The 11,684-nt window shown below is 65.9% G+C and carries 11 protein-coding genes; 5 read left to right on the top strand and 6 right to left on the bottom strand.

Features of this window, described 5'->3' with window-relative positions; all coding sequences use genetic code 11:
- Positions 1-763: histidinol-phosphatase (gene hisN, locus ACE039_RS30440; RefSeq protein WP_485824211.1), on the bottom strand; the 763-nt coding region annotated here is incomplete at its 3' end.
- A gap of 149 nt (positions 764-912) precedes the next feature.
- Here hisN and ACE039_RS30445 point away from each other — a divergent pair.
- From ACE039_RS30445 to ACE039_RS30460, 4 genes are read left to right on the top strand one after another with little or no spacing between them, the layout of a single operon-like run.
- Entirely contained in the window at positions 913-1,923 is a 1,011-nt protein-coding gene (locus tag ACE039_RS30445; RefSeq protein ID WP_485824212.1) for an ABC transporter substrate-binding protein, read from the top strand.
- 48 nt (positions 1,924-1,971) lie between these two features.
- A complete protein-coding gene (locus tag ACE039_RS30450) occupies positions 1,972-2,979 on the top strand; it encodes an ABC transporter ATP-binding protein (RefSeq protein WP_448711867.1) in 1,008 nt (335 codons plus the stop codon).
- A 22-nt stretch (positions 2,980-3,001) separates the two neighbouring features.
- Positions 3,002-4,684 (top strand): ABC transporter permease subunit, encoded by a 1,683-nt coding sequence (locus tag ACE039_RS30455; protein ID WP_485824213.1) that lies wholly within the window; start codon positions 3,002-3,004, stop codon positions 4,682-4,684.
- Between the two features lie 17 nt (positions 4,685-4,701).
- The gene (locus ACE039_RS30460) at positions 4,702-5,463 is read left to right on the top strand and encodes a DeoR/GlpR family DNA-binding transcription regulator (RefSeq protein WP_485824214.1); all 762 of its coding nucleotides are present in this window, start codon (positions 4,702-4,704) and stop codon (positions 5,461-5,463) included.
- 47 nt (positions 5,464-5,510) lie between these two features.
- Here the strand turns inward: ACE039_RS30460 and ACE039_RS30465 are convergent, their stop codons facing one another.
- The 4 genes from ACE039_RS30465 to ACE039_RS30480 form a co-directional block, all read right to left on the bottom strand.
- Complete coding sequence (locus ACE039_RS30465) at positions 5,511-6,530, bottom strand: Bug family tripartite tricarboxylate transporter substrate binding protein (RefSeq protein WP_485824215.1); 1,020 nt, start codon at positions 6,528-6,530, stop codon at positions 5,511-5,513.
- A gap of 195 nt (positions 6,531-6,725) precedes the next feature.
- The gene (locus ACE039_RS30470; RefSeq protein ID WP_485824253.1) at positions 6,726-8,321 is read right to left on the bottom strand and encodes a rhodanese-like domain-containing protein; all 1,596 of its coding nucleotides are present in this window, start codon (positions 8,319-8,321) and stop codon (positions 6,726-6,728) included.
- Positions 8,321-9,511: a cystathionine beta-lyase gene (gene metC / locus ACE039_RS30475; RefSeq protein ID WP_485824216.1), complete on the bottom strand. Its 1,191-nt coding sequence runs from the start codon at positions 9,509-9,511 to the stop codon at positions 8,321-8,323. The genes ACE039_RS30470 and metC overlap by 1 nt, the downstream gene beginning before the upstream one ends.
- A gap of 2 nt (positions 9,512-9,513) precedes the next feature.
- Positions 9,514-10,101, bottom strand: a complete 588-nt coding sequence (locus ACE039_RS30480) for a cysteine dioxygenase family protein (RefSeq protein ID WP_105555672.1) — start codon at positions 10,099-10,101, stop codon at positions 9,514-9,516.
- A gap of 118 nt (positions 10,102-10,219) precedes the next feature.
- Here ACE039_RS30480 and ACE039_RS30485 point away from each other — a divergent pair, with 118 nt between their 5' ends.
- Positions 10,220-11,113, top strand: a complete 894-nt coding sequence (locus ACE039_RS30485) for a LysR substrate-binding domain-containing protein (RefSeq protein WP_105555671.1) — start codon at positions 10,220-10,222, stop codon at positions 11,111-11,113.
- Here the strand turns inward: ACE039_RS30485 and ACE039_RS30490 are convergent.
- Positions 11,107-11,684 (bottom strand): asparaginase domain-containing protein (locus tag ACE039_RS30490; RefSeq protein WP_485824217.1); only part of this gene is annotated, 578 nt, incomplete at its 5' end. The two genes, ACE039_RS30485 and ACE039_RS30490, sit on opposite strands and share 7 nt — an antisense overlap.

An 11,684-nucleotide genomic window follows, 5' to 3' on the forward strand; every position in this document is an offset into this window, starting at 1 on the left:
GCGGCGGGGTGGGGGCCGCGACGACGCGGCCCTGCGATTCGAGGCTGAGCGGCTGCCCAGCCCAATCGGTGATGACGCCGCCCGCGCCTTCGATCACGGGCATCAGCGCCAGATAGTCATAGGGTTGCAGGCCGGCTTCGACCACCAGGTCGATGTGGCCGCTGGCCAGCAGCCCGTAGCTGTAGCAATCGCCGCCGTAGCGGCGCATGCGCGCGGCACGGGCCAAGGCATCAAAGGCAGCCAGTTCCGCGCCTTCGAAGATGTCGGGCGACGTGGCGTACAGGATCGCGTCGCGCAGTTCGGTACAGGCGCTGGCCTGGCAGAGGTCGCCATTCAGCCGCGCCGGCGAGCCGGCCGCGCCGATCCAGCGTTCCTGCAACGTGGGAATGTCGATCAGGCCCAGCACCGGACGGCCCCGATGCAGCAACGCCAGCAACGTGCCCCATAACGGGCTGCCCGAGATGAATGCGCGCGTGCCATCGATGGGATCCAGCGACCACACAAGCTCGGCTTCGGCGTGCAGCGCGCCGAACTCTTCGCCGAAGATGCCGTGCTGAGGGTAGTGTTGCGCGATCGCGTCGCGCAGCGCGGCCTCGACCTCTCGGTCGGCCTGCGTCACGGGGCTTTCGTCGGCCTTGGTGTCGACGGACAGCGGGTGCCGGAACCACTTGCGGGACAAGGGCCGGACGCGGTCCGCCAGCGTCTGCGCGAACGAGGAATATTCGGCCAATTGCTGCGCCGGCAGCGCGGCGGAGGTTTGCATCACGGTGCTCCCAGGGGTTTTTCCAGTCTAGACACGTTGCCCCAAATTTGCAAATATACCTAAAACTGCAACCTCGCCCCCTGCGGCAGGGTCGCCGTCCGCATCAGTAGCTCGCACCGTTGCCATGTATTCCCCACCGGAGTCCCATCATGCAATGTATGAAGAAGCTTAGCGTTGTGGTTGCAGTAATTTCCCTAGGTTTTGCACACGTCGCCCACGCCGGTCCCATCACCGTCTACACCGCGCTGGAAGAAGACGAGATCGCGGCCTATCTGAAGGCGGCCAACACCGCCATGCCGGATGTGAAGGTCAACGTGCTGCGCCTGTCTACCGGTGACCTGGGCGCCCGGCTGATCGCCGAAGCGGCGAACCCTCAGCAGGACGTGATCTGGGGCTTTGCCGTCAGCAACATGCTGGAGCCGCGCTTGCAGAACCTGCTGGAGCCCTATGCGGCCAAGGGGATCGACACCCTGCCCGCCCAGTACAAGGGCGCGGACAACAAGTGGTTTGCCGCCACCGGCTATGTTGCGGCGTTCTGTGTGAACACCGACCGGCTGAAGGCGAAGAAGCTGCCCATGCCGACGTCTTGGGAAGACCTGGCCAACCCCGCTTATAAAGGCGAGATCGTCATCCCGAGTCCGGCCGCTTCCGGCACGGGCTACCTGCAGATCGTCGCGTTGCTGCAGGGGTTGGGCAAGGAAAAGGGCTGGGCGCTGCTGAAGGACCTGGACAAGAACGTGGCGCAATACACGCCGTCGGGATCGCGCCCCTGCAAGATGGCCCGCGCGGGCGAATACGCGATCGGCGTATCGTTCGCGTTCCCCGCCATGCAGTCCATCGAAGAGGGCTATCCGGTCAAGATGGTGATCCCCAAGCAGTGGGTGGGGTACGAGCTGGAGGCGTCCGGCCTGATGAAGACAGCGAAGAACCCGGCCGATGCCAAACGCTTCCTGGATTGGACGCTCTCCGCGCAGGCCGGCGGCCTGTACAGCAAGTACAAGGAACTCGTCACCATCCCGGGCGCGGCCCCCAACAAGGCGGCCGAAGCCGCGGGCCTGCCGAAGGACCTGACCGCCGTGTTGTATCCAGTGGATTTCCAGAAGTCGGCCGCCGAGCGCGACGCCACGATCAAGACCTGGCAAGACACCATCAAGCGCTGAGGCTGGCGCGGCGGGGCCCGCCCGCCGCTCTCGCGTCTGGGAGACGCCATGTATCTGGAACTGCGCGGCATACGGAAAACCTTCGACGCGTCGGTCGCGCTGGAGGACATCGACCTGTCCGTCGGCGAACATGAATTCGTGTGCCTGCTGGGCCCCAGCGGTTGCGGCAAGACGACCTTGTTGCGCATCGTGGCGGGCCTGCTGCCGTTCGACCGCGGCACCATCACGCTGGGCGGGCGCGACCTGAGCAAGCTGCCGGCGCGCAAGCGCGGCTTTGGCATCGTATTCCAGTCGTACTCGTTGTTCCCCAACATGACGGTGGCCGAAAACGTGGGCTACGGCTTGCGCATCCGCGGCGAACCGCGCGACCGCATCGCCGCGCGAGTGGCTGAACTGCTGGCCCTGATCAAGCTGCCCGACTACGCGCCACGCTATCCGCACCAGCTTTCGGGGGGACAGCAACAGCGCGTGGCGCTGGCGCGCGCACTGGCGGTGGACCCGGCGCTGATCCTGCTGGACGAACCGCTGTCGGCGTTGGATGCGCGCGTGCGCACCGACATGCGCGCCGAGATCCACGACGTGCAGCGCAGGCTGAAGATCCCGACCATCATGGTGACCCACGACCAGGAAGAAGCGCTGACGCTGGCCGACAAGATCGTCTGCATGAACGATGGGCGCATCGAACAGGTCGGGTCCCCGTCCGACCTCTATCTGCGGCCCCGCACGCGCTTCGTGGCCAACTTCGTGGGTTTGAGCAATCTGCTGCCCACCGATTGGGTGAGCCATGCGATGCCGCATCTGCTGGCGACGCGACCCGAGGGCGCGAACGAACGCTATGAAGCCTGCCTGCGCCCGGAAAACCTGCGCATCGCCGCCGACGAGCACGGTCCGGGCCGCGTGCAGGACATGACCTTCATGGGTAACCTGACGCGGTTGCGCGTCGCGTGGCTGGGACGTGAGCTGGTGGTCGAGCAACATGGCGCGGCTGGGCTGTCCCGCGGTGCGCCCGTTCGGCTGGACGTGGAACCCGGCGAATGCGCCTGGGTCAGCGTATGACCCCGCGCGGCGGGAGCCGGCGATGAGCACGCTACATGCGGGTGCGGCCGTCGCGGCGCCTGCGGGGCGCGCGCCGTGGTCCGCGGACCGGCTGCTGCTGTGGACCTGCGTGGCGATCCCTCTGGCGGGGTTGGCGCTGTTTTTCCTGTATCCGCTGGCGGCCGTGGCGTGGCGCAGCCTGGTGGAAAAGGATGGATCGATCGGGCTGAGCAACTATGCCGAGGTGTTCGCCACACGCGGCATCCTGACCGCGACCGTCAACAGCCTTGTGATGAGCGCCGCCACCACCGCCGTCAGCATCACGCTGGGATTCGCCATCGCCTATGGTCTTGACCGCAGCTGCATGCGCGGCAAGGCGCTTGTGCGATTGGCGCTGGTGCTGCCGCTGCTGGCGCCCTCGCTGGTGCAGGGTCTGGGCCTGATATTCATCCTGGGACGCAACGGGCTGGTGCACCGCTGGACCGGTTGGGAGGTCGATATCTATGGCTTCTGGGGGCTATTGATCTCGAACGTGTTCTACGCCCTGCCCCAGGCCGTGCTGATCCTGCAGGCCGCGTTGCGCAACATGGACGCCCGCTACTACGACGCGGCCGAAGTCATGGGCGCGTCCAGCGCGCGGCAATTCTTCGATATCACCTTGCCGAACTGCAAGTTCGGACTGCTGAGCGCCGCCTTCGTGGTGTTCGTCATCACCATCACCGACTTCGGCAACGCGGCGGTGATCGGCGGCAATTACCGGGTGCTGGCCACGGAAATCTACAGCCAGGTGTCGGGCCAGATGAATTTCGGCATGGGGTCCGTCGTGGGCATCCTGCTGTTGCTGCCGTCGCTGATCTCCGTGCAGATAGAGCGCGTGGCCTCGCAGCGCCAGTTCGGGTCGGCGTCACCCAGCGGCGTGCGAGTGGCCCCGCAACCCGCCCCCGTTCGCGATGCGGTGTTCGGCATCGGCGTGCTGCTGGCCTGCGGCACGATCATCCTGACCGTGGCGACGGTCGTCTTCGCCAGTTTCATGCGGCTGTGGCCCTACCGCATGGAATGGACGCTGAAGCACTACGACATCACCGTCAGCGGCGGCTACGCCCCTCTGTGGACGTCGCTGTACCTGTCGCTGGCGGCTGCCAGCGGCGGCGTGCTGTTGTTGTTCTTCCTGTGCTTCGGTGTGTGCCGCATCGGACGCGGCTGGGCCAAGGTCGTGTACCTGCTGTCCGTGCTGCCCGTCGGGGTGCCGGGCCTGGTGCTGGGGCTGTCCTACATCTTCGCGTTCAATGCGCCCGGCACGCCGTTGTATGCGCTGTACGGCAGCGCGGCGTTGATCGCGCTATGCAATTTCTACCACTATCACACGCAAGGGTTCCTGACGATGATGACGGGCATGCGCGCCGTGCCGCAGGCGCTGGAGGAGGCCGTCAGTTGCCTGGGCGGCGGCACGGTGCAAGTCCTGCGCGATGCGGTGCTGCCGCTGATCGCGCCCACGGTGCTGGGCGTGTTCTTTTTCCTGTTCATGCGGTCGATGGTGACGCTGTCGGCGGTGATCTTCCTGGTAACGCCGACCATCAGCGTGGCGCCGGTGTCGGTACTGCGGCTGGACGAGGCGGGGTTCGTTTCGCAGGCGGCGGCGTATTCCACGCTTATCATGCTGGTCGTTGGAGGTTCTTTGCTGGCCATGCGCGCGTTGATCGCCGGGGCGTCGCGGCGGCGAAGATAGATTAGGAAGCATCGGATATGTGGCAAGAAGAGCGGTATCAGAGAATCCGCGCGCTGCTGTCGTCATTGCAGCAGGTATCGACCGACCGCATCGTCGGAGAGCTGGGCGTGTCGCGCGAAACCGTCAGACGGGATCTGCTTGAACTGGAGGCGATGGGCGAATTGCGGCGCGTGCACGGCGGCGCCGTGCCGGTGCACAGCGAACCCCCGATCGCCGCGCGCGTGCACACGCGCGTGAAGTACAAGCGCGCCATCGCACGCGCCGCGGCCGGTCTCGTGTCCAGCGGACACACCTTGTTCCTGGACGCGGGCAGCACCACCAGCGTGCTCGCCGACGAGCTGGCCAAGCTGTCCGGCCTGACCATCATCACCAACTCGTTCGACGTGGCGCTGAAGGTGGGCGCGGCAGGCAGCGGCGCCAATCAACTGATCATGCTGGGCGGCGCGGTTGGCGGGCCCGTGTGCGCCACCGCCGGCGACATCACCATCGCCGAGATCCACCGCTATCGCGCCGACCTGGCATTGCTGTCTCCGGTAGGCGTCGACGCGGAGTGTGGCGCCACCAATTACGACCTGCGCGAAGCGGAAGTCGCCCGCGCGATGACGGGCAATGCCAAGCACTTGGTGCTGTTGGCGGACTTCAGCAAGATCGGCCTGTGCAGCCGCGTGTCGTTTTGCGGCGCGGACCGCATCGACCATCTGGTCACCAACACCAGCGCGGAAAAAATGCCCGCATTCGCGGCGCTGAAGGCCGCGGCGGGCAACGTGCTGGCCGTGTAGGAAGCCGGCAGTACGGGACCCTGTCAGGGGCCGGTGGCAGCGACGCGTCAGTCGAGCGACACCCCTGCCGTCTTCACCATGTCCGCCCAATACACCGTGTCTTCCTGCAGGCGCGTCTTGAACGCGTCGGGCTGACTGCCCACCGGCCAACTGCCGCCGCTGTTGATCTTGGCGATCACATTGGGTGACTTCATCGCCTGCGCCACCGCGCCTGCCAGATAGGCGACGCGCTCGGGCGGCGTGCCGGCAGGGGCGAACAAACCATACCAATCATCGGCGGTGATGCCGTCCAGGCCGCTTTGCTTGAGCGTGGGCGCGCCTTTGAAAACGCCGATGCTGTTTTCGTGGCTCAGGGCCAGGATACGCAGCTTGCCCGCGGTCACCATGGGTTCGGCCGACGCCGGCGACGTGATCAGCATGTCCACCGTGCCACCCATCAGGTCGGTGATGGCGGGCGCCGCGCCGCGATACGGCACATGCACCAGATTCACGCCCGCTTTCTTGGACACCAGGGCGCCCATCAGATGGCTCATGGTGCCGTTGCCCGGCGTGGCGTACGTGATGATGCCCGGCTGTTTGCGCGCGGCGTCCAGATAGTCGCCCAGCGTCTTGTACGGGCTTTCGGTGCGGGCCACCAGCACCAGCGGCGCGGACGTGATCTGCGAAATCGGCGTGAAGTCTTTTACTGGATCGAAGCCGACATTCTTGTACAGGCGCGGGTTGACGGCCATGACGCTGGTCTGCGACATCACCAGGGTATAGCCGTCGGGCTTGGCGCGTGACACCTGCGCCGTGCCCACGTTGCCGCCCGCCCCCGAGCGGTTTTCCACCACGACGCTCTGGCCCGTGATGACGCCCAGCTCCTGGGCGATCAGGCGCGCCACATTGTCGTTGCCGCCCCCGGGCGGAAACGGCGAGACCACGGTGATGGCCTGCTTGGGATAATCGGCTGGCGCTTTCAGCGCCTGGGTCTGGGTCTGGGTCTGGGCTTGGCCGCTTGCTCCCCACATCAGGCCGGCCATGGCCAGGGCGGCTGTCCCGCAAGCGTGCAATGCATGGTGCTTCATCTGGATTTCCCCTTGAGTCGGCGGCCGGATACTCGGCCGTCCTTTGCATTCCGGTTCGCCATGAACCGTCCGCACCCCGTCGGCGAAAGCCGCCGGGGCGTATTGATCGGGTTGATGCATCTGTCGTCGCGCCGCGCAGCCTCTACGGGCCACTGTGGCGCTTGCGCCCTGGACGGGCAGCGTCAATGCGCGGCGTCAGCCGGCGGGAAACCGGTAGCCCGCCAGCTCGCGTTCATCGATCTGCTTGACCAGGTTGGTCTCCCAGGACAGGTACTGACGCGCCGCGGCCTTGTTGCCGTCGTGGCGGTCGTGCACGAAAAACAGGTAATCGATGCACTCGGTGTCGGTGGGGACGGCAGGGGTGGATTCCAACGCGATGCCCGCCGCAGCCCAACCGGCTGGCGTGCCGGTGTTTACCTTGACGTCCGTCACGCCCAAGGCAGTCAGGTCTTCCATTGCCCACGCCGCGATGGCCGCGTCTTCGGCCAACAGGACGACGGGACGGGCGGGATCCAACGCCAGGCGGTCCAGGCGCGGGCGGATCGACCAACGCGCCCCCACGATGTGGCTGGCCCGATAGCGCATGCCCGGGCGCAAATCGACAGCCTGCGCGCCCTGCGCCAACGCCGCGGCCACGCCGGCATCGGACAGCGCCGAAACGACGGGGGTGTCCGTGGCCGGCGCATCGTTTTTCAATTCAGCACGCACGCCCTCTTTCAGCACGCAGGCATCCCAGCCCATCTGCCGCAGCCAGCTGGCCACGACCGGCGCGCGCACCCCTTCCGCATCGAACACGACGATGCGTGCGCCGCGCACGGCCAGGTATTGGTCGGTGGCCTGCACCAGTTGCCCGCCCGGCGTGTGCTGGGCGCCGGGCAATGAACCCTGGGCGAATTCCTCGGCGCTGCGCACGTCGCACAGGAAGGTGCTGCGCGTTTCGTCGCGCAGCCATGCCTGTACCGCGCCCACATCCACCATCGGTACGCCATGACGTTCAGCCAGTTGCGCCGAGCGGGCGGCAAGCGTCGGCAGTTCATCGGGCGCCACGCCGTCGTCATAGCGGCGGCTTGCGCCGTGTTCCAGTTGCAGGTCTTCCAGATACCAGCCCTGCGTTCCGTTCTCCAGCGCATAGACGGGATTGGGCACGCCCAGGTTGATGAGGGTCTGCGCACCGATAATGCTGCGCGTGCGGCCCGCGCAATTGACGACGATGGTGGTGCCGGGATCCTTGACCAGCGTGTGGGCGCGCAGCGCCAGCTCGCCGTTCGGGCAGCAGATGCCGCCGGGAATGCTCATCTTCTGGTATTCCGTGAAGGGCCTGCCGTCCAGCACGATCAGGTCGTCGCCGCGCCGTTGGCGCTCGGCCAGTTCACGCGCGCCGATACGCGGCGTATGGAAAACTTCTTCGGCCAGTTCGCCGAAAGTCTTGCTGGGCACATTCACGCCGGCAAAGGCGGCATAGCCGTCCTGCTGCCACTGCGCGATGCCGCCCGCCAGGCGATGCACCTGGCGGTAGCCCAGCTTTGCCAGGGCCCGGGCAGCGCGTTCGGCGGTGCGGTCGCTGCCGCCATCGTCGTACACCACGACCCGAACATCGCGACGCGGGGCCAGGCGGACGATATCGATTTCGAGCCGGCTGTATGGCACCGGTGCCGCGTAGAACAGGTGCGACTCGCCGTATTGGCCGTGTTCGCGCACATCCAGCAAGGCGATCTCGCGGCCGTCATGCAGCCATTGCTTGAGCGTGTGCGAGCCGATATCTGCGGCGCCAGGGGCGGAGGTGGAATGCATCATGAGATTCGTAGGGAACGGGGGGAATGGGTCAGCGCGGACAAGCCTTGTTCAAGGTCGCCGATCAGGTCTTCGGGGTCTTCCAGGCCGATATGCAGGCGCAGCATCGCGCCGAGGGGGGTCGGGTCAGGCAGCGCACGTGAATTCAGCTGCGCCGGGATCACCAGGCTTTCAAAACCGCCCCACGATGCGCCGATGCCGAACAAACGCAGGCCGTCGATCAGCCGCTCGGCATCCGCCATGTCGAACGCTTCACTCAATTCGATCGTCAGCAGACCATTGGCGCCGGTGCAATCGCGTCGCCAGATCGCGTGCGACGGGTGGCTGGGCAGAGCCGGACAAAGCACGCGCGCCACCTCGGCGCGGCCTTGCAGCCATTCTGCGACCCGCAACGCATTCCTGGCGTGCTGCGCCATGCGTAGCGGCAGCGAACGCATGCCGCGCAACACCAGGAACGCGTCGTCGGCCCCGACCGTCTGGCCAAAGTCGATGGAGGCGCGCTCCAATGCGCGCCAGGCGCGGCGGTTGACGACGGCAGCGCCCATCATCACATCGGCATGTCCGCCCAGGTATTTGGTGGCCGCCAGCAGGGAGATATCGGCGCCCAGCGTGAGTGGTTTGTATATCAAACCCGACGCCCACGTGTTATCCACAGCCAGCCAGCAATCGTGTTTTCGCGCAGCTGTGGATAACTCGGTGAGGTCCGGCATCTCGTAAGTCAGCGACCCGGGAGACTCCGCGTAGATCATGCGGGTATTGGGCCGGATCAGCGCCTCGATGCCGGCGCCGTCCGGCCGGTAGAACGTATATTCGATGCCCAGCCGCGTCAGGTGCTCGACGCAGAAGCGGCGCACGGGTTCGTATACGGCGTCGGTCACCAACACGTGGTCGCCGGTCCGTAGATAGGCCAGCAGCACGGTTGCGATCGCCGCCTGCCCTGTCGGGTACAACGCGGCGCGATAGCCCTGTTCCAGCTCCACCAGTGCGTCTTCCAGCGCATGCGTGCTGTCGGTGCCGCGCGCGCCGTAGGACGGCAGGCGCTCTTGCTCGCGGCGTTCCCGCGTGTCGCGCCAGGCGGCGACGCTATCGAAGACGTAGGTGCTGGCGCGCGTGACGGGGGTATTGACCCACCCTTGATGAGGGCGTCCCGCGCGCAGCAGGCGCGTGGCGGACCGGTAGGGCTTGCTCATGGTCAGCGGCGGGTCTTCACGCCGATCGGCATGATCTTGCAGGTGCCGGCTTCCAGGTCGAAGCCCAGGCGCTCATTCAGCGTCTCGAGCGCGCGGCCGTACATGTGCAGATGGCGGATGACGCTGTCGCCCTGAATTTCGACGGCATGGATGTCGTCGGGCATCAACGCGATACCGGCACCGGGGCCGACCACGACCGTTCCGGTCTTCTCCAGCCGCCCCACCCCAGGCACCGACCCGTCGTCGGTGCGGTCGTAGACGTAGTTGTATTCCACGCCTTCCACGGCAGCGATACAGGCCCAGGTGGTGTGATTGTGCGGCACGATCTTGTTGCCGGGACGCATGACGTTCAGGTAAAGCGCATAGCCCTTGTCGTCGTCTTCGGCGATCAGGTAACGCGCCTGGCGTTCACCGTCTTCGGGCGCTGCGTATCGCTCGCCCGTCCACCAGTCGGTGTGGCTGGCCAAGCCCACCAGCTCTTGCAGGACCTCGTCGAGGCTGTCTCGGTTCAGCCCCTTATTTCCTACAGTTTTTTTAATATTTCCAATAGCGGCATCGATGCCGGCCTGGTGGGGGTGCGGGGTGCTCACTTTGGATTTTCCTCTTGTTTCATGAGTTATTGCGTTTACTGTATCGCCCACGCCCTGCGTCAACAATTTAAATTGCCTTAACATTCCATTAGCAACGCTAATACTTTTAGAGCCTGACATGCGCAATTTGGATCTGGACCTGCTTCGCACGCTGACAGCCATCGCCCAGCACGACACGTTTTCGGAAGCGGCCAACCGCCTGCATAAGACGCAGTCGGCCATCACGCAGCAAATGCAGCGGCTGGAATCCACCATCGGCCTGCCCCTGTTCGAAAAACAGGGGCGCAATAAGGTGCTGTCGTCGCATGGGCGGCGGCTGGTGGAATACGCGCGGCACATGCTGGCGATCAACGATGAGGCGTTGCGCGCGCTACAGGATGGGCCGTTGGAGGGAGATCTGCGGCTGGGCGCGCCGCTGGACGTGGCGGACACCATCCTGCCCACGCTGCTGACGCATATCGCGCGTTCGGCTCCCCGCGTGAAGTTGGAGATCCGCGTGGACCGAAGCCCGTTCCTGATGGATGCCTTGCGTGCCGGCGAGATCGACCTGACGATATCCACACGCTTCGACCAGGACTTCGAAGGCGTGGCGCTGCGCACGTCGCCCACCGTCTGGCTGGCGTCCGCCGACTACGTGCATGACGTGCACGCGCCGGTGCCGCTGGTGCTGGCGGACGAACCCAGCATCTTCCGCCGGCTGGCCCTGAACGCGCTGGAGCAGGCGCGCGTGCGCTGGCACACCAACTATGTGGCGCCCAATCTGGTCGGGATCAAAGCCGCGCTGCGCGCCGGGCTGGGGGTGACGGCCCGCAGCGTGGAACTGCTGGGGCCCGAAATGCGCGTGCTGGGGGAAAAGGAAGGGCTTCCGCCCTTGCCGGACGTGACTTACTTCCTGTGGATAAGGCGGGATCTGATCAACCCGCTGACGCGGCAGGTCTACGACATGCTGCGCGCCAACCTGGGCCTGGCGCAACAAGGCGACGCGGGCGGCACGCCGCCTCCCGATCAGTAACGGTCGAAGATTGCCTGCAGGGCGGCCGTGTCGCGGGTGACGGACAGGCCCAGCATCAGCAATATGCGTGACTTTTGCGGATTCAGGTCGCCAGCAGCGATGAAGCCCAGGCTGGCGTCGTCCAGTTCGACATCGCGGGCCACGAATCCACTGCCTGTTCGGCTTGCGCGGACCACGGCCGTGCCGCCGGCAACCGCGCGGCTCAGAGCATCGACGCCCAGATCGGTAGCGTTGCCGTCGCCCACGCCGGCCAGCACGATGCCGTCAGCCAGGCCAGCCAGGAAGTCGATCAGGTCGGCCTGCAGATTGGCATGCGCGTAGACGATGTCCACGCGCGGCCAGCCGGCCTGTTGCAACAATGTGAGTGAAAACTCGCTTTGCGTGGTGTGGGCTGTGGTATTGCGCGAATAGAAGCACGGCACGCCGCCATGCATGACGCCCGCACGGCCACGGTTGGGCGAAGCGAAGGCGCACAGGCCTGCGCTGGCGATCTTCTGGATCTCGCGCGCGTAATGCACGTCTTCGTTCATCACGACCAGCGGTCCGCGTCCGCGGGCGTCGGGGGGGGGGG

This window comes from Achromobacter maghribensis (assembly GCF_057334215.1).

Excerpts from the sequence above, each read along its gene's own strand:
- ACE039_RS30485 (WP_105555671.1), top strand. The coding sequence starts at position 10,220 with ATGCGCAATTTGGATCTGGACCTGCTTCGCACGCTGACAGCCATCGCC.
- ACE039_RS30470 (WP_485824253.1), bottom strand. The coding sequence starts at position 8,321 with ATGCATTCCACCTCCGCCCCTGGCGCCGCAGATATCGGCTCGCACACG.
- ACE039_RS30460 (WP_485824214.1), top strand. The coding sequence starts at position 4,702 with ATGTGGCAAGAAGAGCGGTATCAGAGAATCCGCGCGCTGCTGTCGTCA.
- metC (WP_485824216.1), bottom strand. The coding sequence starts at position 9,511 with ATGAGCAAGCCCTACCGGTCCGCCACGCGCCTGCTGCGCGCGGGACGC.
- ACE039_RS30450 (WP_448711867.1), top strand. The coding sequence starts at position 1,972 with ATGTATCTGGAACTGCGCGGCATACGGAAAACCTTCGACGCGTCGGTC.
- ACE039_RS30465 (WP_485824215.1), bottom strand. The coding sequence starts at position 6,530 with ATGAAGCACCATGCATTGCACGCTTGCGGGACAGCCGCCCTGGCCATG.
- ACE039_RS30445 (WP_485824212.1), top strand. The coding sequence starts at position 913 with ATGCAATGTATGAAGAAGCTTAGCGTTGTGGTTGCAGTAATTTCCCTA.
- ACE039_RS30455 (WP_485824213.1), top strand. The coding sequence starts at position 3,002 with ATGAGCACGCTACATGCGGGTGCGGCCGTCGCGGCGCCTGCGGGGCGC.